The organism is Citrobacter sp. MGH105 (assembly GCF_001037485.2).
GTDB classification, from domain to species: Bacteria; Pseudomonadota; Gammaproteobacteria; order Enterobacterales; family Enterobacteriaceae; genus Citrobacter; species Citrobacter portucalensis.
The window spans coordinates 59322-84760 of sequence record NZ_CP073049.1 but is presented as its reverse complement, the minus strand read 5'-3'; the positions used below and the strand labels follow the sequence as shown (position 1 = coordinate 84760).

The 25439-nt window shown below is 63.4% G+C and carries 27 protein-coding genes; 18 read left to right on the top strand and 9 right to left on the bottom strand.

What is annotated here, in order from left to right:
• Positions 1–17: 17 nt before the first annotated feature.
• A complete protein-coding gene (locus SK35_RS24765; protein ID WP_016487835.1) occupies positions 18–2012 on the top strand; it encodes a relaxase/mobilization nuclease and DUF3363 domain-containing protein in 1995 nt (664 codons plus the stop codon).
• Positions 2013–2087: 75 nt separating this feature from the next.
• Here SK35_RS24765 and SK35_RS24760 read toward each other — a convergent pair whose 3' ends face one another.
• The 6 genes from SK35_RS24760 to SK35_RS26975 form a co-directional block, all read right to left on the bottom strand.
• Positions 2088–2789 (bottom strand): ABC-type transport auxiliary lipoprotein family protein, encoded by a 702-nt coding sequence (locus tag SK35_RS24760; protein WP_016487834.1) that lies wholly within the window; start codon positions 2787–2789, stop codon positions 2088–2090.
• The gene (locus SK35_RS24755; RefSeq protein WP_016487833.1) at positions 2786–3715 is read right to left on the bottom strand and encodes an MlaD family protein; all 930 of its coding nucleotides are present in this window, start codon (positions 3713–3715) and stop codon (positions 2786–2788) included. The genes SK35_RS24760 and SK35_RS24755 overlap by 4 nt, the downstream gene beginning before the upstream one ends.
• Before the next feature lie 91 nt (positions 3716–3806).
• Positions 3807–4595 (bottom strand): ABC transporter ATP-binding protein, encoded by a 789-nt coding sequence (locus tag SK35_RS24750; protein WP_028689679.1) that lies wholly within the window; start codon positions 4593–4595, stop codon positions 3807–3809.
• Positions 4596–4624: 29 nt separating this feature from the next.
• Positions 4625–5782 (bottom strand): MlaE family ABC transporter permease, encoded by a 1158-nt coding sequence (locus tag SK35_RS24745; RefSeq protein ID WP_016487831.1) that lies wholly within the window; start codon positions 5780–5782, stop codon positions 4625–4627.
• Positions 5779–6399 (bottom strand): DUF3313 family protein, encoded by a 621-nt coding sequence (locus SK35_RS24740; RefSeq protein WP_016487830.1) that lies wholly within the window; start codon positions 6397–6399, stop codon positions 5779–5781. The genes SK35_RS24745 and SK35_RS24740 overlap by 4 nt, the downstream gene beginning before the upstream one ends.
• 15 nt (positions 6400–6414) lie before the next feature.
• Positions 6415–6903, bottom strand: a complete 489-nt coding sequence (locus SK35_RS26975) for a TetR family transcriptional regulator (RefSeq protein WP_022652185.1) — start codon at positions 6901–6903, stop codon at positions 6415–6417.
• A 101-nt stretch (positions 6904–7004) separates the two neighbouring features.
• Between SK35_RS26975 and SK35_RS24730 the strand changes: the two genes are divergently transcribed.
• The 4 genes from SK35_RS24730 (at position 7005) to SK35_RS24715 (ending at position 10075) form a co-directional block, all read left to right on the top strand.
• Positions 7005–8408: an efflux transporter outer membrane subunit gene (locus SK35_RS24730; RefSeq protein WP_016487825.1), complete on the top strand. Its 1404-nt coding sequence runs from the start codon at positions 7005–7007 to the stop codon at positions 8406–8408.
• Between the two features lie 89 nt (positions 8409–8497).
• Entirely contained in the window at positions 8498–9403 is a 906-nt protein-coding gene (locus SK35_RS24725) for a LysR family transcriptional regulator (RefSeq protein ID WP_006378999.1), read from the top strand.
• Between the two features lie 32 nt (positions 9404–9435).
• A complete protein-coding gene (locus SK35_RS24720; RefSeq protein ID WP_016487824.1) occupies positions 9436–9699 on the top strand; it encodes an EexN family lipoprotein in 264 nt (87 codons plus the stop codon).
• A gap of 58 nt (positions 9700–9757) precedes the next feature.
• A complete protein-coding gene (locus tag SK35_RS24715) occupies positions 9758–10075 on the top strand; it encodes a DMT family transporter (RefSeq protein ID WP_000539741.1) in 318 nt (105 codons plus the stop codon).
• Between the two features lie 335 nt (positions 10076–10410).
• Here the strand turns inward: SK35_RS24715 and SK35_RS24710 are convergent, their stop codons facing one another.
• The 3 genes from SK35_RS24710 to SK35_RS24700 all read right to left on the bottom strand — a co-directional run bounded on the left by SK35_RS24710 (position 10411) and on the right by SK35_RS24700 (position 12678).
• Positions 10411–10917 (bottom strand): hypothetical protein, encoded by a 507-nt coding sequence (locus SK35_RS24710; RefSeq protein WP_006378996.1) that lies wholly within the window; start codon positions 10915–10917, stop codon positions 10411–10413.
• A gap of 44 nt (positions 10918–10961) precedes the next feature.
• A complete protein-coding gene (locus SK35_RS24705) occupies positions 10962–11492 on the bottom strand; it encodes a polyketide cyclase (RefSeq protein WP_016487823.1) in 531 nt (176 codons plus the stop codon).
• A gap of 280 nt (positions 11493–11772) precedes the next feature.
• A complete protein-coding gene (locus SK35_RS24700; RefSeq protein WP_006378991.1) occupies positions 11773–12678 on the bottom strand; it encodes a LysR family transcriptional regulator in 906 nt (301 codons plus the stop codon).
• 306 nt (positions 12679–12984) lie between these two features.
• On the opposite strand from SK35_RS24700, the gene SK35_RS24695 reads away from it, so the two are divergent.
• From SK35_RS24695 to SK35_RS24635, 13 genes are read left to right on the top strand one after another with little or no spacing between them, the layout of a single operon-like run.
• The gene (locus SK35_RS24695; protein ID WP_016487822.1) at positions 12985–14982 is read left to right on the top strand and encodes a conjugal transfer protein TraG; all 1998 of its coding nucleotides are present in this window, start codon (positions 12985–12987) and stop codon (positions 14980–14982) included.
• Positions 14979–15455: a CopG family transcriptional regulator gene (locus tag SK35_RS24690; RefSeq protein WP_006378865.1), complete on the top strand. Its 477-nt coding sequence runs from the start codon at positions 14979–14981 to the stop codon at positions 15453–15455. Before SK35_RS24695 ends, SK35_RS24690 begins: the two co-directional genes overlap by 4 nt.
• On the top strand, positions 15452–16531 hold the full coding sequence (trbB, locus tag SK35_RS24685) for a P-type conjugative transfer ATPase TrbB (protein ID WP_022652184.1): 1080 nt from the start codon (positions 15452–15454) through the stop codon (positions 16529–16531). Before SK35_RS24690 ends, trbB begins: the two co-directional genes overlap by 4 nt.
• Complete coding sequence (locus SK35_RS24680; RefSeq protein WP_006378803.1) at positions 16518–16904, top strand: TrbC/VirB2 family protein; 387 nt, start codon at positions 16518–16520, stop codon at positions 16902–16904. Before trbB ends, SK35_RS24680 begins: the two co-directional genes overlap by 14 nt.
• Positions 16901–17170 (top strand): VirB3 family type IV secretion system protein, encoded by a 270-nt coding sequence (locus tag SK35_RS24675; protein WP_006378802.1) that lies wholly within the window; start codon positions 16901–16903, stop codon positions 17168–17170. Before SK35_RS24680 ends, SK35_RS24675 begins: the two co-directional genes overlap by 4 nt.
• Before the next feature lie 12 nt (positions 17171–17182).
• On the top strand, positions 17183–19633 hold the full coding sequence (gene trbE / locus SK35_RS24670) for a conjugal transfer protein TrbE (RefSeq protein ID WP_006378801.1): 2451 nt from the start codon (positions 17183–17185) through the stop codon (positions 19631–19633).
• The gene (gene trbJ / locus SK35_RS24665; RefSeq protein ID WP_006378800.1) at positions 19630–20373 is read left to right on the top strand and encodes a P-type conjugative transfer protein TrbJ; all 744 of its coding nucleotides are present in this window, start codon (positions 19630–19632) and stop codon (positions 20371–20373) included. Before trbE ends, trbJ begins: the two co-directional genes overlap by 4 nt.
• A gap of 12 nt (positions 20374–20385) precedes the next feature.
• Positions 20386–20712 carry a hypothetical protein gene (locus tag SK35_RS24660; protein ID WP_006378798.1) on the top strand — a complete coding sequence of 109 codons (327 nt, stop codon included), beginning with the start codon at positions 20386–20388 and terminating at the stop codon, positions 20710–20712.
• The gene (gene trbL / locus SK35_RS24655) at positions 20709–21974 is read left to right on the top strand and encodes a P-type conjugative transfer protein TrbL (protein WP_022652183.1); all 1266 of its coding nucleotides are present in this window, start codon (positions 20709–20711) and stop codon (positions 21972–21974) included. The genes SK35_RS24660 and trbL overlap by 4 nt, the downstream gene beginning before the upstream one ends.
• 18 nt (positions 21975–21992) lie before the next feature.
• Complete coding sequence (trbF, locus tag SK35_RS24650) at positions 21993–22697, top strand: conjugal transfer protein TrbF (protein WP_006378793.1); 705 nt, start codon at positions 21993–21995, stop codon at positions 22695–22697.
• Positions 22694–23686, top strand: a complete 993-nt coding sequence (trbG, locus tag SK35_RS24645; RefSeq protein ID WP_016487821.1) for a P-type conjugative transfer protein TrbG — start codon at positions 22694–22696, stop codon at positions 23684–23686. Before trbF ends, trbG begins: the two co-directional genes overlap by 4 nt.
• 2 nt (positions 23687–23688) lie before the next feature.
• On the top strand, positions 23689–24972 hold the full coding sequence (locus SK35_RS24640; protein WP_016487820.1) for a TrbI/VirB10 family protein: 1284 nt from the start codon (positions 23689–23691) through the stop codon (positions 24970–24972).
• Positions 24969–25214, top strand: a complete 246-nt coding sequence (locus tag SK35_RS24635) for a DUF2274 domain-containing protein (protein ID WP_006378741.1) — start codon at positions 24969–24971, stop codon at positions 25212–25214. The genes SK35_RS24640 and SK35_RS24635 overlap by 4 nt, the downstream gene beginning before the upstream one ends.
• Positions 25215–25439: the final 225 nt, after the last annotated feature.

The window sequence follows — 25439 nt, the reverse complement described above, 5'->3', positions numbered from 1 at the left end:
TTGCCAGGGGCGCTGCCATGACCGACCGCCGCGACGACGATTTCCGGGTGCGCCCTGGCGCGCCGAAGAACCGAGGCAAAGGCCAGGGCCAGAGCTTCGTTTCCAAGGTGCTCAAGCGGGCTGGCAAAGCCAGCGGCGGCAAGTCGGCGGTGCGCCGTCCTGTCGCTGGCGGGAGCGGCCAGCACGCGGGCCAGCGGCCCGGCTCACGGCTTGGGCGCGGCCATACGGCAGCGCGCTTCGCAGGTGCAAAGCTGACACCCATGTCACGGCGCGTGACCGTCAAGACGCTGCTGGTCAACCAGCGCAACGCCAGCCCGCAGTCGCTCGCCAAGCACCTGCGCTACATCGAGCGCGACGGTGCCGGCCGGGACGGCGAGCCGGGCCGTGCCTACGGGCCGCAGACCGACCATGCCGACCTCGATGCCTTCAAGGAACGCTGCCAGGACGACCGACACCATTTCCGTTTCATTGTTTCCCCGGAAGACGGAGCCGAGCTGGACGACCTGCGCACCTACACCCGGCACCTGATGAACCGCATGGAGGCCGACCTGGGAACGCGGCTGGATTGGGTGGCGGTCGATCACTGGAACACCGACAACCCGCACACGCACCTGATCGTGCGCGGACGCGACGATACCGGCAGAGACCTCGTCATCGCGGGCGACTACATCGCCCACGGCTTCCGCCATCGCGCCGCCGAGCTGGCGACGGAATGGCTGGGGCCGCGCACCGAACTGGAGATCCAGCAGACCTGGCAGCGCGAGGTGAAGCAAGAGCGGTGGACGAGCCTCGACCGCACGTTGCAGCGCGAGGTCGGCGAGGATGACCGGGTGCGGATCGAACGCTTCAACGAACCGACGTTGCAACGCCAGCGCCTGCTACTGATCGGCCGGCTGCAACGCTTGCAGCGGCTCGGCCTGGCCGACGAGGTGCAGCCCAGCACCTGGGCCATCCATGCCGACGCTGAGAAGACCCTGCGTGCCCTGGGCGAGCGTGGCGACATCATCCGCACCATGCAGCGCGCCATGAGCGGCCAGCCGCGCGAGCTGGCGGTATTCGAGCCGGCCGACGACGGCCGTACCCTCGTCGGCCGCGTGGCCGCCAAGGGGCTGGCCGACGAGCTGCACGACCGCGGCTATCTGGTCATCGACGGCGTGGACGGCAAGGCCCACTACGTCGCTTTGAACGCCCGCGACGAACTGGCGAGCTACCCCACCGGCGCGGTGGTGGAGGTGCGTGGTTCCGCCGAGGTACGGGCGGCGGACAAGAACATCGCCGCACTGGCGAGCGATGGCCTGTACCGTACCGATCATCACCTGGCGATCGAGCAAGGCCGAGCCAAGCCCGGCCGCGACCCGCAGGAAGTCGTCGCGGCCCACGTCCGACGGCTGGAAGCCCTGCGCCGGGCCGGCATCGTGGAGCGCGTGGCGGAAGGGCTATGGAAAGTGCCGGACGACCTATCCGAGCGTGGGCGCCAGTACGATGCGCAGCGACTGGGCGGCGTGGCCGTGGACCTGAAATCTCACCTGCCGATCGAGCGGCAGGCCCGCGTGATCGGCGCCACCTGGCTCGACCAGCAACTGATCGGCGGCGGCCGGGGATTGGGCGACCTGGGCTTTGGTGGCGATGCCAAGCAAGCCTTGCAGCAGCGCGCCGACTTCCTCGAAGAACAGGGGCTGGCCCAGCGGCGTGGGCAGCGGGTGATTCTCTCCCGGAATCTGCTGGAAACGCTGCGCAATCGGGAGCTGGCGCAGGCCGCCCAGCACATTGCCGCCGATAGTGGGTTGGAGCATCGGCACGTCACAGACGGGCAGCGCGTAGCCGGCATCTACCGGCGCTCGGTCATTCTCGCCAGCGGTCGCTATGCGCTGCTCGATGACGGCATGGGGTTCAGTCTGGTGCCTTGGCGGCCGATAATCGAGCCACGACTGGGGCAGCAGATCGCCGCGACTGTACGCGGCGGCGGTGTGTCATGGGAGGTTGGACGGCAACGAGGTCCTGGGATTGGATAGGGGCCGTAGGCTGTCGTACCGAGTTAAGGTGTCGAGCAGCGTTCTGGCCCTAGCTTCTGTGCTCCGTTAAGGCGACTAGTCTGTGCTTATCGCCGACGCTGTGGGTGCATGGTTGCTTGCCGATTCCGGTGCAACTCGCAAACGCGCTGCCCCGACCTGAACTGCCCATTCAACGATCTGCCCGGCCAACACGTCCGTCGCGACACCGAACGCGCTCACCACATCTGCCTCTCGCTTGCTGCCTGTAGCTTGGATTGCTTCGAAGCGTCTACTGGCAATAGCAGTCCGTTTGGCCGGATCGACCAGTTGCACATCGAGCCGAACCCGAACCGCGGCGATCGCTTCAGTGCCGCGGTATTCGAGCTGGAACGCCCGTAGCGTACTGCGCAACTCCATATCGGCGCTCATTGGCGTGCTATCGGTAATCACCGAAGTCGACCGCCCATCGCGCATGAAGGCTTCGACGATTCGGTCGCGTAGCAGCACCGGTGCGGGGTCGGCCCAACGCACTCCTTGCCAAGCCGACAAGCGACCATCGGGCTGCGCAATGAAAAGCCGCTCCGAATCCAGGACGCGACTACTCTCAGGGGCGTAGACGCGCAGCGCCCCAGGTCCAGGAACGGCGCGTGGCGTACTCTCCGCCTGGGCGATGTGATAGTCGGGCAGTTTGTAGGTGACCATTGGAGCTGTTTTGGGAAGCACACTGCACGCGGACAAGCCGAGTACTAGCGTCATAGTCGCGGCAGCGACGGGAATCATCCTGGCGGAAGTGTTCACGGCTTGGTTTCCTCAATGTTCTCTCCACCGAGCAGGTATTGCGCCGGATTGCGATCCAGTCGGCGCAGCACGGTGTTTAGATTGGCCAGCGCCTGCTGGAGTTCGTGCATGGCAGGGCCTGTGGCGGCCATGCCTTGGTTCAGCGATTCCTGATTGTTTTGCAGTAGCGTCTCAACCCTGAAAGCGGCGCGTTCGAGGGATGCCGTTGCATCACGCGTGTTCACCATGATTTGCTTACCATCGTTATTTAGTAGCAGGTTGGCATCGCGAAGAGTGCTATTTGCTTGGCGCACGGCAGCTGTCGATTCTCTGCTTGCTTCGGTCAGATTGCTGATTAACGTCGCGATCTCGGCCCTCTGGTCAGCGACCGCGCCCGTAGTCTGTTCGAGATTCACTAGACTGCGGTGCACAAGAGCCAAATTCTCCTTCGACAGTAACTCCTGCGTGCGCAGCAAGATGCCGTTGAGTGTCGTCATGCTGTTACCCTCGCCGGAGACCAGGGATGCCATCGCCGAACGTGGCGCGAGGATCAACGGTTCCTCGTCCTCTTTCCGATCCAGCAATGGCACGTTTGGCCCACCGTCGCTCAACTCGATCACCGCGTTGCCGGTAATTCCCGTGATGACCAATTCAGCGCGGGTATCCTGCCGGACCGGGATGGTGGCATTGATACGCACGCGCGCTATCGCCCGCCTTGGGTCAGGCGGCGAAAGAGAAAGTGCAACGACTTCGCCAATCGTGATTCCGCTGTACTGAACCTGGCTGCCGGGCGTAAGCCCGGTCACTGGCTCATCGAACATGATCCGGTAATACTGGTAATCGTGGTCGGAACGTGTGTCGCTGAGCCAGAGCGCGAAGCCGATACCAATCGCACCGAGCAGCACGACGAACAGACCAATGAATACATGATGGGCACGTGGCTCCATGATCAGACCACCTCGTTTTCAGAGTGTAAATATTGCGTGCGCCCAGCCCAATGCGTGCGCGACGGAAGAATGATGCAGATGCGGAAGGGTTTCATGGCTGCGTCTCTTGGCTGGAAGCACCAGTGGCCTGTGCGGCCGCACGGCCACGGGGGCCGTGAAAGTATTCCTGTATCCACGGGTGCTTGAATCGCTCGACTGCCTCGATGCCGTCGTTGATGAGTACCTTCTGGTTCGCCAGGACCGCGACACGGTCGCATATGGTGTACAGCGTATCGAGGTCGTGGGTTACCAGAAACACCGTGAGACCCAGTGCATTGCGCAGGGTCAGAATCAATTGGTCGAAAGATGCAGCCCCGATTGGATCCAGTCCTGCGGTGGGTTCGTCAAGAAACAGGATGTTCGCATCAAGCGCCAAGGCTCTCGCCAGTGCTGCTCGTTTCACCATGCCTCCGGACAACGAGGCCGGATATTTGTCTCCCGCTCCGGCAGGCAACCCCACCAAGCCCAGCTTGCTTCTTGCCAAACGCTCGGCAAGAGGCCGCGCCAGACCGACATGCTCGATTAAAGGAAGAGCGACGTTCTCCAAGACGGTCAGCGATGAATACAACGCGCCCTTCTGGAACAGAATGCCGAACCTTCGCTCCATACGCGCGCGTGCAAGCCATTGGGCTCGCAGTAGGTCGCGCCCCCCGATACGGACCACGCCCGAATGCGGCTTCTGCAGCCCGACGATGCTACGCAAGAGCACGGATTTCCCGGTGCCTGATCCTCCCACCACGCCAAGGATTTCCCCGCGTCGCACGTCCAGGTCCAGGTCCTGATGGACCTGCTGGGTTCCAAACCTGTTGTCTAGGCCGCGCACTTCAATAGCGTGTCGCACACCGTTGTCGGTGTCTTCCTTCACCGCGCTCACCAGCCCATCTCCATGAAGAACAGTGCAGCGATGGCATCGATCAGGATCACCATGAAGATTGATTGCACAACACTAGAAGTCGTGTGGTCGCCTACCGACTCAGCGCTACCGGCGACCTTGAACCCTTCATGGCAGCCGATAGCGGCGATCATCACCGCGAAGAGCGGGGACTTGCTCATTCCGACAAGAAAATGGCGCACCTCGATTTTTTCCTGCACGATGGCAAGGAACTGTGCAGGAGGAATCTCCAAGCTCAGTGCGCATACAGTGGCGCCGCCCACAATGCCAGCCAAGATGCCTACTAATGTGAGCAGTGGCAAGGACACAAGAAGCGCCAGCACGCGTGGCAGCACCAGCAACTCGATGGGGTCGAGCGCGTTGGAGCGAAGCGCATCGATCTCTTCATTTGCCTTCATCGAACCGATTTGGGCGGTATACGCGCTTGCGGTACGGCCTGCAATCAATATGGCCGGGAGCAGCACTCCGAACTCGCGCATGAACGAGAAGGCGACCAGATGCACCGAGAAGATGCTCGCACCGAAGTTGGCCAGCACCGTTGCGCCCAGGAACGCCACCACCATTCCTACCATGAAGCTCAGTAGCGCCACGATGGGAATGGCGTCCACCGCTGACCGCTGGATTTGAGCGATCACCGAGGTCGTGCGCCAGCGACGCGGGTGACGAACGGTACGGCTCCATGTTTCGATGATCTGACCCACGAACCCGGCCAGACCAAGACACGCACGACAGCCCTGTTCCACGGTCAGGCCTATGCGTCCCAGACCGCGGAGCAGAGGATTCCCGCTCACCGCTGCTTTGTCCGTCTTCTGCTGAGCGGTAGCAGCGGCGGCAAGCGCTTTCATTAGGGCGAGGCGATCCGGGGACAGATTTGGAGCTGCCTCCGGCCGGTCGAGTATCGAGTCTGGCCCGAGAATTTCCACCAGCAGAGCCGCGCCGGCGGTGTCCAGTCTCTGGACTTGCGTCCAGTCGAGCAAGGGAGTGGCGTACCCCTCGGCATGGCTGATGCGGGCGGCGGACACGGATTTTGCCAGACTGGCGTAGTGCTCTATCGTCCAGTCGCCACCCGCCAGCCATTTGTGATCACCGCCGACCATGGCATCCTGCCGGAGCCAAGCCTGTGAAGCGTTGCTCATGGCTGCGTGTCCCGCCAAGCGCTGTCGATGCGCTCGATGCAGTTCGTGATCGCCGCTTTGGCATGACCCAGCAATGTGTACGAACCGGCGAACTCTTTAATGACGTTGCCGCGCTCGAAGCAACTGGCGGCAGCAACGCGTCGTCCCGTACTTACATCGACTGCTTCGAACTCTAGGCTGGCACCGCCCGTCGTCACGGGTCCAACCAGCAGGGTCGTCATTGCATTGACTGCCCGATTCGGTGTCTGCAGTTCGGTGACCGCTACACGCACCCGAACCTGTCCCGTGCCACCTGGGGTGGCGGGACTTTTGCCTTCCTGGCGTTTCAGTTCGCTCGTCACATGGTCTAGCACTTCACGCTGCTGCGCGTCATCGAGCCCATCGATGCGACCCGAGGCGGTCTTGATCTGCGCATCTTCCACCACGACAGCGGCATAACGCTTGGGCTCGAATCCCGCTGCGCGGTACATCAGTACGTTCTCGTATCGTGTCGGCGATAACTTCTCGTAGTCGCCGAGAAATCCGGAGCGCGTCATGCTGTTGGTCGCGCATCCAGAGAGCGCGGCTGCTACGCAAAAAAAAATGCCGCCGCGGATCAATGCAGTTTTGCTCTTCATAATGGGTCTCCTTGATCAAACGAAACTAAGACAGGCAATGCCTGCTGCGATGAGGGCGGTGCCAGACCAGCGCGTCACTGATGCGAGATCGCCTAGCAAGAGGGCGCCGATACCCAAGTTTCCAAGTAGCCCGATTCCTGCCCAGGCTGCAGAGGCCGCGCTGATCGGAATCCGCTTGAGCGCGAGCCACAAATCTCCGGCAAACCTGCGCTCGTGATTGGCTTGTACCGCGTCGAACGCCCGGATCATCTCGTCGATCAGTGTCACGAACAAATCGCGTTTGGTCTTGAAATGATAGAGAAACGCCCCTTTGCTCAACCCGGCCCGCACGACGACGGCGTCCAGCGTCAGACGACTGGCGCCTTCCTCCAGCACCAGTTCGCGAGCGGCCTGCAGGATGCGCTCGCGAGTTAGCTGGGCTCCTTGCTGGAGAACGGGCTGCGCATCGGTGCTGCTATGGGCGGTGGACGGGGGGGGCAACTTTGTTTTCGCGCGAGGCGGCATGGTCGTGCTCCAAAAAAAGCTTGAGTCATATACAGTCCAGACGGTATAGTAGAAGGCGTAAAACAGTCCGTCAAGACTTTTTCGGAATGCAAGGACCTGCCATGTCTCAAATTCTTGAACGCTATCGCCTCATGGCCATGATTTCGCCGCTAATGCTTCTTGCGGCTTGCAGCCATGCTCCGCACTCTGCCGATCCGCCTCGCCTGGATGTACCGGCCCATTTCTCAAATGAAGAGGGAGGTGAAGGCATCCTGGACAAATCATCCCGCCGTACTCTTCCCGTCGACTGGTGGACGGCCTACGGCGATCCACAGCTCAATGTCCTAGTCCGGGCGGCGCTGGAGCGCAACACCGAACTGTCGATTGCGCGCGCGCGCGTCGACGAGGCCTCGGCCGCCACGCGGCGAGCACGGGCCTCCCTGCTCCCCTCGTTGTCCGCGGGCACGCAGGCAACTCGAGGACGCGACTATTCAGAGAACGTTGCGATCGGCAATGATGGCCGCGCCACGTTGTCTGCATCGTGGGAGGCAGACCTGTCGGGGCGGCTTTCGCAGGCAGCAGAAGGTGCGCGCCTGGATGCGGTGGCAGCCGAACAAGCGTGGGTTGCCACGCGTTGGCAGGTCGCGTTTGAAACAGTGTCGGCGGCTGTGCAGCAGCGCCAAGCCAGTGAACTCGAAGCGCTCGCCACGGCGCGGCTGGCATCCGCCGAGCGACTCGTCTTGCTGACACAACGGAAGTTCGAGGCCGGACAAGCTACCGGCTTCGACATCGAGCGAACCCGCTCCGGCGTCGTCGCACTGCGTGTGGAGCAAGAGCAACTTCGGCGTGCGCGCGGCGAGGCGACGCATGCACTTGATGTACTAGCGGGACAAACGCCCGGAGCGTCTGCAGCTTCTCCGACTCTTGCTTCACTCGCCGCCCCCAATTGGACACCGACACGCATACCTGCGGACCTGCTGAGTGAGCGGCCCGACGTGCGCGCCGCCGAAGCGAAGTTCGCAGCCGAAACCGCGCGCTGGAACGCAGCCGAAGGCGAACGCTTCCCTAAGCTGGTGTTGGACCTGAGCGGCGGACGGCAGCGCGTTGAGAGTGCGGGGACGCGCATTACCGGCAACATTTTTTCACTTGGGGCCGGGGTTTCGTTGCCGATCTTCGATGGTGGCGCGATCCGTGCCGGCATCGAGACCGGAGAGGCGCGCAGCCGAGCTGCGCGCGCGGAGTTCGAGCGCACTTTGTTGAGTGCATTGCAGGACGTAGAGAACGCATACCTCGGTTGGCATACGCAGCACGCCGCACTGGAGCATCAGACCGAGGGGGTCGCAGTCGCGGAGCGTCAGCTCGATCGCAGCCGCCGTCTGTTTGAGGCGGGACAAGTGGACGCCACGGTGGTGGCCGAGGCTGAGGCGGGGGTGATGTCAGCGCAGGCTTCGCTGATCCGCACGCGGGCCGAGACAGCCGTGCAATGGGGTGTGCTGGCAAAAGCACTATCCGGCCCACCTGTTTGATCGGGGAAGCTTGCTGGAGCAGCTTGCGAAGGCTAGATAGCGTGGCGCAAGGCGAAGGTGGTGAGGCCTAAGTGAGGAGGAATGCGAACATGGAAATTCGGCATCTGCGCTACTTTCTAGCGGTGGCAGAGGAACTGCACTTTGCCCGAGCCGCAGAGCGCCTCCACATCGAGACATCGCCGCTGTCGCGCGCCATCAAAGAGCTTGAAGAGGAGTTGGGCGTAGCGCTATTTGCGAGAACCACTCGGAGCACCCGCTTGACTCGTGCAGGCAGACTCTTCTTTGAGAGCGTACCCCGTGTCTTCGCAGCTTTGCAGCAGGCGCGCGACAGTGTGAACGCCGCAGCCAATGGCTTTCATTGCCAGCTCCGTATTGCATTGTCTGATGGAATCACGCCATCGCGCCTGCCTGCGTTGTTGGCGCTCTGCCGGCAGGAAGAGCCGGAAGTGGAAGTTCGCTTCTTCGAAGTGCCTTTGTCACAGCAAATCAAGGGATTGTGTGGCGAACTGTACGATCTCGGCTTCGCTCAATCGGATGAAGTCGGCGAAGGCATCATCGCCGTGCCGGTGTGGAGTGACCCTCTGATGGTAGCTGTGCCCGCACGGCACCCCTTGCTATCCCACAAACAGATTCCCCTGGAAGAGCTGTTGCGGTATCCGCTGGTGCTCTGCGACGCGGTGGCGTGTGAGGGCCATGCTCGGCAAGTTGAACGGGTGCTACGTCGCGTGGACATTGAGCCTCTAATTGCCGAACGCGTGACTTCCAGCGATCTAATGATGGTCCTGGTTTCGGCGGGACTTGCACTAGGCCTCACAGGAGGTGCGCATATTACTGCCAGCAGGGAACAGGGTGTGGTCGCACGGCCGCTGACTGGAGGTTCGCCCATGCTCACGACCTATCTGCTACGACCGGCCAGCGAGCCGTCAGAAATACTGACTCGCTTCATGGAACGCGTTCATTCGATCAAATCTCCAGACGCCAAAAGTCGGCGGTAAACCATCACACAATCTCCCAAGGAAACTTAACCATGAAGAAGATTGCTCTCATATTGCTTTCCTCGACACTGGCAGCCTGCAGCCCATCCGGGAAACCAGATAAAGGCAACCTTCCGACGGTCGATGAATTAGCGCTCAATCCTGAGCGGCTGAAAAAGTTGCGCCAGCAATGCAAGTTGGATCGTCCTATGCTGGGCGACCAACTATGTAACCGGGTTGCCGAGGCTACGCGAAAGCGTTTTTACGAAGATGGCGATGTGCCCTACACCACACCTAAAGAGCCGCCGAAGTTCTAAGCTGGTGGTCACGCTGGAGTATGTATGCCGGATATGAAAAACTTGAAGGAGAATTGCAATGGGCTGGATCTATCTTGTTTTGGCTGGATTGTTTGAAATCGGATGGCCGGTCGGGCTGAAAATGGCGCAAGAGCCAACATCGCGTTGGAGTGGGGTCGCAGTAGCCGTCTCTTTCATGACAATTAGCGGCGCCTTCCTATGGCTTGCTCAGCGTCAGATACCGATTGGGACTGCTTATGCGGTGTGGACGGGTATCGGAGCGGCGGGAACGTTCTTAGTCGGAATTCATTTCTATGGCGACCCAACCTCCCTGATGCGATACCTTGGCGTGGCGCTGATCATCCTGGGCGTTATCACGCTCAAGTTATCGAGTTGAGTACTAGCTCCTTTGATAGCGTAGTCACTGGGACACCCTGCGACACAGACTGGATCGGGTTCTGGGAACTCGCACGGTCACCTCCTCCTAGTCGTTATATGTGGTGAGCTTGCCGCAGCCTCGGGAGAGTTCGAGCCAGTGCGCGTAAGGCGGTGGAGCAGCCATTCCGGGTGCTCCACCTTCAGCTCCTGCAAAGGTGGAGAAAGAGTGTGGGTTGGCTAGCATGGCGCGGCCAAGAATCACCAAACCCATCTACCTGCCAGCGATCACGTGCTCGGCCATTCGCGGATCGTCGATGCCCCAACTCACTGCCACAGGTAGCCCAGTCTCGCGGCTCATGCGTTTGGCAAAGGGGCTGACGCGACGGCCGGCAACCAGCGGCTGGCCATTCGCTTCCTTGACATTAACCAGTCCGGCTCGGCCGTGGCAGGCCGCCGCGACCACCCTGCCGTCAGCCCAAGCGCCCGACAGCAGATTGACGAGCGCCCCGCTCCGGGTAAGTCCCACATGGTGCCATGGCCGCCGGGCAGGAACATCACCGCACCCCCTTCCGGGGCGATGCTGTCGATCTTCAGCGAGCCTTCGAGCTTGTCCATCGACACCTTGTCATCGAGGAAGCATTCCACGCTCGGCGGGTTCATGCCTTCGCTCGCTATGGAATGAGGATCCACCGGAATCTCGCCGCCGGCGATTGACGCAATATCCACATTGGCACCTGCATCGACCAAGGCGTAGTACGGGGTGGACTGTTCCTCGAACCACACGCCGGTCAGGCGCGGGTCGTCGCCCATCGTTGCCTGCGAAGTCAAAACCAGCAGAATCTCGAGGGGAGTTCCCATCATGGTTTTCTCAGTTCAGACGCTTGGGATCAAGCGGCCAGCGACCATTACGCCTGCTTGGCTTTGCGCGCTGTCTCGACCAAGCTGTCGAGCCAGTCCTGATGGCCGTTGATCATCGGGTTGGGTTTGGCGTTGTGCAGCTCCTCGGCCGGCTTGCCCTTCTGCGTTTCCTGCGTGAGGATGCGCACGCGCCCGCCGTCCAGGTTCTCGACCAGCCAGGCGTGATGCACATCCAGGCGCGTATCTGTGCCTTCCTCGCCGGACCAGCCGTGCCAGGCCACGCGGCCGGGTTGCCCATCCGCAGGTGCCACGTACTCGTTGCACTGCCCCTCTACCGGGAAGCCGAAGGTCTCGAAATAAAATCGATCGCCGTCGGCCAGTACCGGGCCTTTGCCGCCATGAAAGCGCACGTTAGCCGAGTTGGCGTAGTAGCTTGGCCACAGCGATGGTGTGACGAGTAGCGGCCATACGTCGGCCGCGCTCAAGCCGGCGGCGATGATCTCATTAGAGGCGAAATTCTCAGTAAAGCCCGGCGTGTAGCCTTCGGGCCAGAGGATGGCGTTCTGTTGCTTGCTCATATCGAAGCTCCTTCACAAAATGTCAATGACGCAACAGGGGTGGCTGCGTCATTCAAGTGGTCATAGAGCAATCATGAGCCTCCCTGTGAAATAAGTGAAATCCTAATTTTTTATTTTTGAAATCATATAATTTGATATCAGCGTCTAGGTTCTGCCATCCGCCGACAAGGCTATCTCGCAGCGGTGCTACGAAAGGGTCCGTCTCCAATTGAGCCGGCTGATTGCATATTTGTAGTGCGAGGCAGAGTTGTGCTGAGCATGACGATGAGAGCCATCTTGCCTACTTGTTGTTAGCACAGGAAGTGAACAGCAGTGCTCGTATCCAGCGATGTGCTGGATCGTGATGGGTGCGTTCGTGCCAAGCAGCCGTCTTGGTGAACCCCGGTATCTTCATCGGCGGCAGGGAGATAGCCAGCTTGTCCATACCGGCGACCAAGCGGCTCGGCAAGATCGCGACCATGTCACTGGCACGCAGGATGTCTGGCAAGATCAGAAAGCTCTTGACCGACAGTGTGACGCTTCGTTGTTTGCCCAACTGTTCTAGCGCATCGTCGGTGACGCCGCGGAAACCTCCACCATCGTAGGAAACAAGCGCATGGTCGAGAGCACAGAACTGCTTAACTGTCAGCTTGCGCCCCATAGCCGCTGGATGGTCTTCCCGCAGGACACACACGTAGTGCTCCTTGAATAGCTCTCGGGCATGCAGATTTGGCGGAGTGATCTCTGGCGTCAGGAGGGCTAGATCGATTTGACCGCGCTCAAGCTGGTTCTGTAGCAGTCCGCTCTCGACTGGCACTAATGAGACTCGAACGCGCGGTGCGTGCTGTTTGAGTGCCGATAGAAATGGGACAGCAATGGCACGCAGCGCATAGTCCGTCGCGGCGATGGAGAAGGTCAGTTGTGCGGTGGCCGGGTCGAAAGAAGGTGGCTGGAGCAGCGCGTCGATTTCCGCTAGCACCTGTTTGACAGATATCCCTATGTCTAGCGCCCGCTGCGTCGGAACGATGCCCCGCTGCGCACGCGCGAACAGCGGGTCGCCGAAGCTTTCACGCAGCCGCGCAAGCATGCCGCTCAAGGCCGGTTGGGTTAGTCCAAGACGTGCTGCCGCCCGTGTCACGTTGCGTTCGTCCAACAATACGTCCAGCGCCTTGAGTAAGTTGAGATCCATGCTCTTGATATCTTTCATTCTTATCCAGATTTCAATAAATAATTCTTTCCCATGATATCTAGATTCTGCTCATGAGGGGAGCGAGACCCAGCGAGAATTTTTTTCTGGGCAACCTCTTGGAAACTCCAAATGCGCCATAGGGTGCTTTAGTTTGCGGCGTTTGTCTTCGACTCGCCCCGCCGCTCATTCTTTCTTTTCCCTCGACCGTTGTGCTCAAAACGGTCTTTGACGGGCACCCACGCGGCACCGATCCTCGCTCTATGCGGCACGTTCCTGTGCCGCTTTTGAACGAGGAATCAGTGCAGGGAAATCGGAGGCCAGTCAATGCAAGCTCAGGGCGTACTGTTCGGGCAGATCGCCGCCGTATTCGGCATCGTGATCGCCGGCGTGTGGGGTGCAACGCAATGGACAGCCGCCGCCCTGGGCTATCAACTACGCCTTGGCTCGCCATGGTTCGACTTCTTTGGAACCCCGGTCTATCACCCTTGGCGGCTGTTCGAGTGGTGGTTCTTCTTTGATGCCTACGCGCCGCACGTCTTCGATATCGGCGGGGCCATCGCGGGTGGAAGTGGTCTGGTGGCCGTGGTGGTCGCCATCGCCATGTCGGTGTGGCGCTCGCGGCAAGCGCGCCTTGTCACCACCTACGGTTCGGCACGCTGGGCCGATGCGGAAGACATACGCAAAGCTGGGCTGATCCAGCCCGACGGGGTTTTCCTCGGGCTGCATCGCGGCCAGTACCTCCGCCATGAAGGCCCGGAACACGTCCTGACCTTCGCACCAACGCGCTCGGGCAAGGGTGTGGGCCTGGTCGTTCCCACCTTGTTGAGTTGGCCCGCATCCGTCGTCGTTCACGACATCAAAGGCGAGAACTGGACGCTCACCGCAGGCTGGCGTTCGCGGTTTAGCCACTGCCTCCTGTTCAACCCCACGGATGCGCAGTCGGCAGCCTACAACCCGCTGCTGGAAGTGAGGCGCGGCGCGCACGAAGTGCGCGACGTGCAGAACGTGGCCGACATTCTTGTCGATCCCGATGGCGCACTCGAACGCCGGAACCATTGGGAAAAGACCAGTCACGCGCTGTTGGTCGGCGCCATCCTGCATGTGCTGTACGCAGGCGAGGACAAGACGCTGCGCGGCGTCGCCAACTTCCTCAGCGACCCGGCGTGTCCGTTCGAGCTGACGCTGCACCGGATGATGACGACGAAGCACCTGGGCGATGCGCCTCACCCGGTTGTCGCATCCGCTGCCCGCGAAGTGCTTAACAAGTCGGACAACGAGCGATCGGGCGTGCTCTCCACCGCCATGTCGTTTCTCGGCCTGTACCGCGACCCGACCGTGGCCGAAGTCACATCGCGCTGCGATTGGCGCATCGCCGACCTGATTTCCGCCGAGCACCCGGTATCGCTCTATCTGGTGGTGCCGCCCTCCGACATAAGCCGCACCAAGCCGCTGATCCGGCTCATCTTGAACCAGATCGGGCGGCGGCTGACCGAATCGCTCGACGGCAGCGATGGCATCGCGCGCCGGCACAAGCTGCTGCTGATGCTGGACGAGTTTCCGGCGCTGGGCCGCCTCGATTTTTTCGAGTCCGCGCTTGCCTTCATGGCCGGGTACGGCATCCGCAGCTTTCTCATCGCTCAAAGCCTGAACCAGATCGACAAGGCGTATGGGCAGAACCATTCCATCCTCGACAACTGCCATGTCCGGGTGACTTTCGCCACCAACGACGAAAGGACGGCGAAAAGGATTTCAGAAACCCTCGGCACCGCCACCGAGCTTCGCGCGCAGCGCAACTACGCCGGCCACCGGCTCGCTCCGTGGCTGGGGCACCTGATGGTGTCGCGTCAGGAAACTGCACGGCCGCTGTTGACGCCCGGCGAGGTGATGCAGCTTCCACCTGATGACGCCGTGGTCATGGTGTCCAGCGTCGCCCCGATCCGCGCGAAGAAGCTGCGCTACTACGCCGACGCCAATTTCAAGAATCGCGTCCTGCCACCGCCCGCGCTCGTAGCCGGGAGGTACGCCGACGCGCCGCCAGCCCGCCCCGACGACTGGAGCGGCTTGGCGATCCCGGCCGTACCTGCGGCGCCGGCCTCGGCATCCGCCGATGGCCTGGGCGGCACCGATGACGGCGGCCCACGCCGCCAGCCCGAACTCTCCGAAACCGTCGCCTACGACCCCGAGCCGGACGCACATGCGAACGACCTGGCGCTGCTCGATGACGACGACCTGGCGCTGCCGCTTCCCGGCCAGCTCGACCCGGCCATGCAGCGCACGGCCCGGCTGGCTTCCCTCGACCCCAACGACGGAATCGACCTATGAGCCAATACCGCCTCAATCTTTTCATCCAGCCCGAGCACGCCCAGCGCCTGGACGAACTGGCCGCCAAGAAAGGCGTGTCCAAGTCGTCCATCGTCGCAGCGGCCTTGGCGTCCTGGCTGTCGCCCGATGCTGGCGACCAGCGCGAGGCCGCCATTGCCAAGCGGTTGGATCGACTGTCGCGGCAGACCGAACGCCTGGAGCGCGACCAGAACATCCAGATCGAAACGCTGGCGCTGTTCATCCGCTACTTCCTGACCGTCAGCACGCCGGTGCCCGAAGCCCATCAGGATGCGGCACGCGCCCAGGGCAAGGTGCGCTTCGAGCAGTTCGTCGAACAGTTGGGTCGCCACCTTCTGCGTGGCCGCAGTCTGGTGCGCGACGTGGTGGAGGAACTGCACCCCGATCCGATGCAGATGGATGACGCAGCAGCGATGGCCTCCGCCCATGAACGAACTGCGGAGCGTGCGTCATGAGTGCCGTTCCACAGATCCAGCCCGAACCTCGCTCATCCGCAGCAGCGTCCCAGGATCGCCGCATCCAGATGCTGCGCACTGCAATGGGGCCGCTGATCGCCGCTGCGCTCGAAGACCCGGATGTGGTGGAAATCATGCTCAACCCCGATCGCACCCTGTGGGTGGATCGGCTGTCGTCGGGTCGCTCGCCGCTGGGCGTGGAGATGCCCGAGGCCGATGGTGAACGCATCATCCGCCTGGTCGCCGCGCATGTCGGCGCGGAGGTGCATCGCGGCCAGCCGCTCTTGACCGCCGAGTTGCCGGAAACCGGCGAGCGTTTCGAGGGCATCCTGCCTCCGGCCGCCCCGGGGCCAGCCTTCGCGCTACGCAAGCGGGCCGTGAGCATCATCGGCCTGGATCGCTACGTGGCCGACGGCATCCTGACCGCCGGGCAGGCCGAGTTCCTGCGCCGCGCCGTGCGCGAGCGGCAGAACATCCTAATCGCCGGCGGCACCAGCACCGGCAAGACCACGCTGGCGAACGCGCTGCTGGCCGAGATCGCCGCCACAGGCGACCGCGTGCTGGTGCTCGAAGACACCATCGAGCTGCAATGCGCGGCCCGCGACCATGTGCCGCTGCGCACCCGCGCCGGCGTCGTCACCATGACCGAGCTGGTGCGGGCCACGATGCGCCTGCGGCCTGACCGCGTGATCGTCGGCGAGGTGCGCGGCGGCGAAGCCCTCGACCTCATCAAAGTGTGGGGCACCGGCCACCCCGGCGGCATTGCGACCATCCATGCCGGCTCCGCGCTGGGCGCGTTGCTGCGCCTCGAACAGTTGATTCTCGAAGTCGCTGTGAATCCGCCGCGGGCGCTGATCGCCGAGGCGGTCAACGTCGTCATCAACATCGCCGGACGCGGCCGCAAGCGCCACGTCGAAACCATCGCCCGTGTCGTCGGCTTCGACGGCACCGGCTATCGCCTGGCGGACGCACTGGAAACGCCGTTTCCCGAGCTGACGCCGGTTCCTCTCGCAGCCGACGCCGCTGCACATTCCCGTCCCCCAACCAACTTGGAGAACTGCCATGACGCACGTTGATTCTTTCCGCTTTTCCGTAAATCCGCTTCCTCGCCTGTCCGGCCTGGCGCGGCTGCGCAGCCTCACCCGCCCTGCGAGGCAGGGGCTGCTGCTGGCCGCGCTGCTGCTGTTGCTGGCCGGAACGGCGCAAGCCGCCGGTTCCTCGATGCCGTGGGAGGGGCCCTTGCAGTCGATTCTGGAGTCGATCCAGGGGCCGGTGGCACGCATCGTCGCGGTCATCATCATCATCGCCACGGGCCTGGCGCTGGCCTTCGGCGACACCAGCGGCGGCTTTCGCAAGCTGATCCAGATCGTGTTCGGGTTGAGCATCGCGTTCGCCGCTTCCTCGTTCTTCCTGTCGTTCTTCTCGTTCTCCGGCGGGGCCGTCGTATGAGTACGGCCAGCGACCTTCCAGGCTTCGAGGTGCCGCTGCATCGCTCGCTGACCGAGCCAATCCTGCTGGGCGGCGCGCCGCGCACCGTGGCAATTGCCAACGGCACGCTGGCCGCCGCCGTCGGGCTGGGCCTGCAACTGTGGATTCCCGGCGTGGTGCTCTGGATCGTCGGCCACTCGCTGGCCGTATGGGGTGCGCGCGTCGATCCGCAGTTCATGCAGGTCTTCGCGCGGCATATCAAACACCGCCCGCTTCTGGACGTGTGAGGGGAGGACGCCATGCTGAACCTTGCCGAATATCGTCAGCGCCCGGCCTTGCTTGCCGACTGGCTGCCCTGGGCCGGGCTGGTCGCGCCGGGCGTTGTGCTGAACAAAGATGGTTCGTTTCAACGCACGTTCCAGTTTCGCGGCCCCGACTTGGACAGTGCGACACAGGGCGAGCTGATTGCCACGTCGGCGCGGCAGAACAACGCGCTTCGCCGTACCGGGTCTGGCTGGGCCTTCTATATCGAGGCCGAGCGGATGCGGGCATCGAGCTATCCGCAATCCTCCTTTCCCGAACCACTGTCCTGGCTGGTGGATGAGGAGCGACGCGCGGCGTTCGAGGAGTCGGATGGCCATTTCGAGAGCGTCTATCACTTCACGTTGCAACACCTACCGCCGCAAGAGTCTCGCGCCCGTGCGGCTGGGATGCTGTACGAGAACCGGCCCACTGAGGGTGTGGACTGGCGTGGTCGGCTTGATTCCTTCGTGGCAGAGACCGATCGCGTGTTCGACCTGCTCGATGGTGTGATGCCGGAGATTGCCTGGCTGGACGATAGCCAGACGCTGACCTACCTGCATGCCACAGTCTCCACCCGGCGCTATCGCGTCGGCGTGCCCGACGTGCCGTTCCATATCGACGCACTGCTTGCCGATGCCGCGCTGGTCGGCGGCCTGGCGCCCATGCTGGGCGATCAGCACCTGCGCGTGGTGTCGGTACGAGGCTTCCCGACCTCGACCTGGCCGGGGATCTTGGACGACCTCAACCGCCTGGGCTTTGCGTATCGCTGGAGTACGCGCTTCCTGTGCCTGGACAAAGCCGAGGCGGAACGGGAATTGGGGCGCTTGCGGCGCCAATGGTTCGCCAAGCGCAAGAACGTCATCGCGCTGCTGCGCGAAACGATCTTTCAGCAGGAAAGCCCGCTGGTCGATACCGATGCCAGCAACAAGGCCGCCGACGCCGATGCCGCCTTGCAGGAGCTGGGCAGCGATCAAGTCGCCTTCGGCTACCTCACCGCCACGGTGACGGTGCTCGACGCCGACCCGGCCGTGGCCGACGAGAAGCTGCGCATGGTGGAGCGCGTCATCCAGGGCCGGGGTTTCGTGACCATCCCCGAAACCCTCAACGCAGTCGATGCCTGGCTGTCGTCCGTCCCCGGCAACGCATACGCGAACGTGCGTCAGCCCATCGTTTCGACGCTGAACCTGGCGCACATGATGCCGATGTCAGCGGTATGGGCTGGGCCGGAGAAGAACGAACACCTCGATGGCCCGCCGCTGATCGTCACCCGCACCGATGGCGCGACGCCGTTCCGGCTGGTGACGCACATCGGCGACGTGGGGCACACCCTTGTCGCCGGGCCGACCGGCATGGGCAAGTCGGTGCTGCTCGCCATCTTGGCCATGCAGTTCCGGCGCTACTTCGGCTCGCGGATCTTCGCCTTCGACATGGGCCGCTCGATGCGCGCCACCATCTTCGGCCTTGGCGGTGAGCACTATGACCTCGGCGCCGATGGCGGCATCGCCTTCCAGCCACTCGCGCGAATTGCCCACGAGGGCTACCGCACCTGGGCCGCCGAATGGGTGGAGGGCCGGCTGCTGCACGAAGGCGTGACGGTCGGCCCGGACGAGAAGGCTGCCATCTGGTCGGCGCTGAGAAGCCTTGCCGGTGCGCCGGTGGAGCAGCGCACCATGACCGGCTTGTCGGTGTTATTGCAGTTTAACGCGCTGCGCCAAGCGCTCGCGCCCTATGTGCTGGGCGGCGCACACGGCAAGCTGCTGGACGCTGACCACGACCGGCTGGGCATGGCCGACGTGCAGGGCTTCGAGATGGAAGAACTGATGCACAGCCCGGCCGCCGTGCAAGCGGTGCTGCGCTACCTGTTCGCCCGCTTCGACGAACGTTTCGACGGCGCGCCCACGCTGTTGATCCTCGATGAAGCGTGGCTGTTCCTCAATGAGCCGTCCTTCGCGGCCCGCATCCGGCAATGGCTCAAGACGCTCAGAAAAAAGAACGTCAGCGTCATCTTCGCCACGCAGTCGCTGGCCGACATCAAGGACTCGACCATCGCGCCAGCCATCATCGAAAGCTGCGCGAGCAGGATCTTCTTACCTAACCCGCAGGCCACCGAGCCGCAGATTCGCACGATCTACGAAGGCTTCGGCTTGAGCAGCCGCCAGATTGAGATCGTGGCGACCGCCCAGCCCAAGCGCGATTACTACTACCAGTCGCGCCTCGGCAATCGCCTGTTCGACCTCGACCTGGGGCCTGTCGCGCTCGCATTCGCGAGCGCATCCACCCCTCAAGACCAACGCGACATTGACCGCGTGCTGACGCAGGCCGGCGCTCCCGGCTTCGCCGGCGCGTGGCTGCGCCATCGCGGCCTCGGCTGGGCCGCCGACCTGCTGCCGTCCGCTCCGGCGGCAGCTTCCTTTCTCGCTTCTCAACCGCTGGAGGTTTCGCCATGATGACCAAGCCCCGTTTGCTCTCTGTCTCACTCGCTGCTGTGCTGTCGGTATCGCTGTTGGCCGTGCAGCCCGCATCCGCGCTGACGGTGTTCGACCCGTCCAACTTCGTGCAGAACACGCTGACCGCCGTGCGCACGCTGGAACAGATCAACAACCAGATCAACCAGCTCCAGAACGAGGCGCAGATGTTGATGAACCAGGCCAGGAACCTGGCAAATCTCGACTTCAACATCGTCAACCGCCTGCGCTCGACGCTCGCCACCACCGAGCGCCTGATCGCCGAGGCGCGCGGCTTGGCCTACGACGTGCAGAGCATGGATGCCACGTTCGCCCGCCTGTACCCGGAACAGTACGCCTCCACCATCAGCGGCGACCGCATGGCACAGGATGCCCGCGAACGCTGGCAGAACACCTTGAACGGCCTGCACACCGCGATGCGGATGCAGGCGCAGGTGTCGCAGAACCTCGCCCAAGACGAAAGCGCGCTGGCCGACCTCGTGAGCCAGAGCCAGTCGGCCACCGGCGCGCTGCAAGCGATGCAGGCGACGAACCAGCTCCTGGCTTTGCAGGCCAAGCAGTCGATCCAGGCGCAGCAGCTCCAGATCACGCAAGACCGGGCCGCTTCGCTGGAACTGGCGCGGCAAGCGGCGGCTATGGAGCGCGCCCGCGAAGTGCGGCGGCGCTTCCTCGGCACCGGCACGCCGTACACGCCGCAGTCCGTCAACTTCTACAACAACTGACCGGAGGCGGCCATGCGATGCGCTTCCGTCCTGCTGGCCGTGCTGCTGACCGCGTGCGGCCAGCAGCCGGCCGAGAACCTGGCCGACGCCCTGGCCGCAGATCCGGTGCGGCTCAAGGCGTTGCGCGGGCAATGCGCGGTCGACCGGCAGGCCATGGGCGAGGATGCCTGCCGCGCCGCCGCCGAAGCCTTCCGGCGGCGCTTCTTCGCCGGCCATACCGGGCCGGATGAATACAACTCGCTGGCTGAACTCCCGCCGATTCCGCCGAGCTTCGATACGCCCGCAGATGAATTGCCAGAGGGCGCCGTTCCGCTCACTCCGCCCGAGGATTCGCCATGAACGACGTGACCATCATCGACCGTTTCCTCGATACGTTCTCGCGCTACATCGACTCGGGCTTCGGCTTATTGCAGGGCGAAGTGGCATTTCTCACCGCCACGCTCATCGTCATCGACATGACGATCGCTGGCCTGTATTGGGCCATGAGCCACGCCACCGGCCAGGGCGACGACGTGATCGCCAAGCTGCTGCGCAAGGTGCTCTATGTCGGCGCGTTCGCCTACATCATCGGCAACTTCAACTGGCTGGCGAGCATCGTGTTCCGCTCGTTCGCCGGCTTGGGAATCACCGCTACCGGCTCGGCCATCACGATGGAGAACTTTCTTCAGCCGGGCCGGCTGGCGAAGACCGGCATCGACGCAGCCGCGCCGATTCTGGAACAGATCGGGGACATGGCTGGGTTCCCCGAGGTGTTCGTGAACATCGACCCTATCGTGGTTCTGTTCATCGCCTGGCTGGTGGTGATCCTCTGCTTCTTCGTGCTGGCCGTACAGCTTTTCATCACGCTGATCGAGTTCAAACTGACTACGCTCGCCGGCTTCGTCTTGATCCCGTTTGCACTCTGGAACAAGACCTCGTTCCTCGCGGAAAAGGTGCTAGGCAACGTGGTGTCGTCAGGCATCAAGGTCTTGGTGCTGGCCGTCATCGTCGGCATTGGTTCCGGGCTGTTTGCCGAGTTCCAGGTACATCCCGACGAACCATCAATCGACCACGCGCTGGTCGTGATGCTGGCCTCGCTCGCGCTGCTGGCGCTGGGCATTTTCGGCCCCGGTATCGCCACCGGCCTGGTGTCCGGTGCGCCACAGCTTGGTGCGGGCGCGATGGCTGGTGCTGCGGTCGGGGCTGTCGGCACCGGCGTTGCCATCGGAGCCGCCGCAACGGGAGTGGGCGGCGCCGTCATGGCTGGGGCACGAATGGCCCCGGCGGCCGCAAAGCTGGCCGGTGCCGGCGCGCGTGCCGCGACTTCGGCGGCCGGCAGTGCCCGATCGGCGTTCCAGGCCGGTTCCGCTGTTGGGCAGAAGGTGGCCGACTCCTTCCGCGCTGGCTGGAACGGCACAGAAGCCGGCAGCGACGGTGCTGGCCGCGGCCAGACCGCAGACGGCACCGCAGGCTCGCAGAAGCAAGAGCAACCGGCCTGGGCCAAGCGGATGCACCGCCGCCAGCAGGCTACCCATGCCGCGACCACTGCCGCCCACACGCTGCGCGGGGGCGACGGCGGCGGCTCCGGGCAAGGCCCGAGCCTGCGGGATTCCGATACCTAACCTTCAAGGAGAACACCCATGCGATTCAAACGACCGCAGGTGCGCTACGCCGATACGCCGCAGCCTGCCACCCCGTATCAAGCCGCCGCCCAGGTGTGGGACGACCGTATCGGCTCCGCCCGCGTGCAGGCGAAGAATTGGCGCCTGATGGCCTTCGGCTGTCTAGTGCTCGCGCTGTTGATGGCCGGCGGCCTGGTGTGGCGCTCGGCGCAGTCCATCGTGACGCCCTATGTCATCGAGGTCGATCAGGCCGGGCAGGTGCGCGCTGTAGGTAAGGCCGCTACGCCGTATCGGCCCGGCGACGCGCAGATCGCGCACCACCTGGCGCGCTTCGTGACGCTGGTTCGCTCGCTGTCCATCGACCCCATCGTGGTGCGGCAGAACTGGCTCGATGCCTACGACTACACCACCGACAAGGGCGCGGCGGTGCTCAACGACTACGCCCGCACCAATGACCCATTCGCCCGCATCGGCAAGGAATCGGTAACGGTGCAAATCACCAGCGTGGTTCGCGCCAGCGACACGTCTTTCAACGTGCGCTGGACAGAGCAGCGCTATGTCAACGGTGCGCCCGCCGGCACCGAACGCTGGAACGCCGTGCTTTCGACCGTCCTGCAAACCCCGCGTACTGAACAGCGCTTGCGCAAGAACCCATTGGGTATCTACGTCAACGGCCTGTCATGGAGCCGCGAACTGGATTCTTCCGAAGGAGCCAAACCATGAAACTTCGTTTCTGCCTTTACGTTTTTCCTTTGACGCTGCTGGCCCTCGCGGGCTGCGCCTCGCAGGGCAAGCCGCCGCCGTCCATCTCGCTCGACGAGCCGGTGCTGGCCCAGCCATTGCCCGAACCGCCCAAGCCCGTCGAAGTCGTCGCCGTCCCTGAACCGCTGGCGCTGCCGGCGCAGTTGAAGCCGCTGCCGGAACTCGATGAGGCCCCCGTTGCGCCGGAGCCGGCCGACGAAAAGGTGCGCGTTTCCCGTGCCAATGCAGAAGCGCGTATCGCGCCTACCCGTGAGGGCTACGTCAACGCGATTCAGGTGTGGCCGTTCACCGATGGCGCGCTTTATCAGGTCTATGCGTCGCCGGGGCGCGTGACGGTGGTTTCGCTTCAACCGGGCGAGGAACTGGTGACGGTCGCCGCCGGCGATACCGTGCGCTGGATCGTGGGCGACACGTCCAGCGGCGGCGGGGCCGATCTGCGCGTCAATGTGCTGGTCAAGCCCATCCGTTCCGGCCTGAAAACCAATCTCGTCATCACCACCAGTCGGCGCACCTACCTGCTGGAGCTGACCTCGACCGAGAAGGCATGGATGGCGTCGGTATCCTGGGACTACCCGAAAGACCGGATGCTCGCGTTGCAGCGCCAGGCGCAGGCTGCGCAGGCGACAACGCCTGTCGATACGGGCCTGTCGCTGGACAAGATCCGCTTCCGCTACGCGGTATCGGGCAGCAACCCGCCGTGGAAGCCGCTACGCGCCTTCGATGATGGAGAGAAGGTCTATATCCAGTTTCCGGCGGGCATCGCCCAGGGCGAGTTGCCGCCGCTGTTTGTCATCGGCGCGCAGGGCGACGGGCAATTGGTGAACTACCGTTTCCGCGCGCCGTACTACGTCGTGGATCGCCTGTTCGGCGCGGCCGAACTGCGGCTGGGCGGCGACGGCGGCGACGTGGTGCGGATCGAGCGCACCGATGGCGTTGCGCGGAGGAACTGACCATGAGCCAGGATGACACTCCCGACCTTGCCGCGCCGCAGGCGGCGGGCAAGATCGCTCCCGAGGCGGTCGCGCTTCGCGCCCAGCCGCGCCCGGTCACGCGCCTGAATCGGCGCACGCTGGCCATCCTCGCCGGCGTCCTGGCGGTGGCCGTGCTCGGCGCGGTGATGTGGTCGCTGCAACCTCAGCGGCGCGGTGCGGGCGAGCAGACCGAGCTTTACAACGTCGATCGTGTCTCGAAGTCTGAAGGACTGGATGCGCTGCCGACGGACTACTCCAAGCTGCCGCCGGCGTTGCCGCCTGCCGTTCCCGAACTGGGGCCGCCGCTGCCGGGCGATCTTGGCCCGGCCATCGTGAAGTCGCAGCAGCCGGCGACGGCCGCCTACGCGGCCCCCGGCCACGACCCGAACGATGCTCTGCGCAAAGAAGCCGAAGCGGCCGCGGCCTCGTCCGTGTTCTTCCGCTCGGGAGGGCAGAATGCGGCGCCGGTGGCGCAGACACAGGTGGCCGCTGCGCCGGGCTTCGCCGCCAATGCGGTGTTTGACCCGCTGGCGGCCGGGCCGGTCTCCACGGCGGCCCAGCCTGCTGACCCGACAGCGGTGCAAAACCGGCAAGACCATAAAGAGGCTTTCTTGAAAGGTGGCTCCACTGAAACCCGTAATTCCGGCAATCTGACCCTGCCAACTTCGCCGTATCAGGTCATGGCCGGAACGGTGGTCGCAGGTGCCTTGGTGACGGGGATTAAGTCGGACTTGCCCGGCGACGTGATCGCCACGGTGACGGAGCCGGTCTATGACACAGCCTCCGGGCGCTTCCTGCTGATTCCGCAGGGTTCGCGCATCCTGGGCAAATACAACAGCCAGGTCAGCTACGGGCAGAGCCGCGTTCAAGTCGTCTGGAACCGGATCATCCTGCCGGACACGTCTTCGCTCACGCTCGACAACCTGGCCGGCACCGACCCAGCCGGCTATGCCGGGCTGGAGGACGATGTGGACTACCACTGGGGCCGCATCTTTGCCGGTGCGGCACTCACCACGCTGCTGGGCGTCGGTGCCGAGCTGGCCGCGCCGGAGAACCGGCAGGATGGTGATCGCGTCATCATCGCTGGGCGCGACAGCGCGCAGGACAGCATCAATCAGGTCGGCCAGGAGATGACCCGGCGCAACCTCAACATCCAGCCGACCTTAACGCAACGGCCGGGCCTGCCGGTTCGCATCATCGTCAACCGGGATCTGGTGCTGCGGCGGTACCAGCCGCTGTTCTTCAACCGGGGGACTTCACGATGAGCACGACCAAGAAGCTGCGGCTCGGCCCGCTGCCGAAGACCGAGAGCACCAAGCTGACTTTCGTTTGCCCGACCAGCTTGAAAGCCGACCTCGACCGCTACGCCGCGCTACACGCGCAGGCGTATGGCGAGGCCGTTGATGCGGCGACGCTGATCCCGCATATGCTGGAAGCGTTCATGGCGGGGGATCGAGGATTCAGGAAGGGCACGGCGACCCGCAGCACACCACCGAAGCCGCCATGATTGCACCGCATGCTATTCAACGGCATCCATCGAACGCGCAGCCCAGGCTGCGCGTTCTTCATTCTGGATGCCGCCGAGCCTGTTGGGCTATGATGATGCGACAGGCCCGCCGTTCCTCGGCAATCCAGCACTACACAGTGCGATGCGGCTTTCTCTCCCAACGCTCCTATGTCGCTCCTAGCCGACAACGCCGCTCTTCTTCTAAGCGGCCCCGAAAGGAGCTAA